Consider the following 540-nt stretch of genomic DNA (forward strand, 5'->3'; position numbering starts at 1 on the left):
TTGATACGCAAATTGAGCTCAAGCTCGCGATAGATCCGATACACCCGCTTATGATTCCAACGGTACCCCTTCACGTTGCGCAGATACAAAAAGCATAGGCCGAAGCCCCAGTTGCGCTGGCTGTGCGTCAGGCGGATCAAGTGATCGGCGATCTCAGTATTCTGGGCTGAGCACTTCGCCTGGTAGCGGTAACAGGTTTCGCTGATCCCAAACGCCGCACACGCTACGCGTATGCTTGCACTGCGGTGTTGTACAGCTCGGTGTGCCATCTCACGCCGACGAGATGGCTTCACCACTTTTTTTCGAGGGCTTCCTTGACGATCTCCGCCTTCAGCCGTTCTTCCGCATACATCTTCTTCAGCCGAACGTTCTCAGTTTCGAGCTCCTTGAGTCGTGCCATCAGCGATGCATCCATGCCGCCAAACTTAGCCCGCCACTTGTAGAACGTCGCCGAACTGATGCCGTGTTCCCGGCATAGCGTTGGGACTGGCTTGCCAGCCTCTGCCTCCTTAAGCACGGTGATGATTTGGCTGTCCGAAA

Annotated in this window: 1 pseudogene; it reads right to left on the reverse strand. The window is 55.4% G+C overall.

Annotation, left to right across the window (positions count from 1 at the left end):
- A pseudogene (locus ACUHMQ_RS21000) lies at positions 1-540 on the reverse strand (transposase); the annotation flags it as partial.

This window comes from Chitinimonas violaceus, assembly GCF_052601015.1.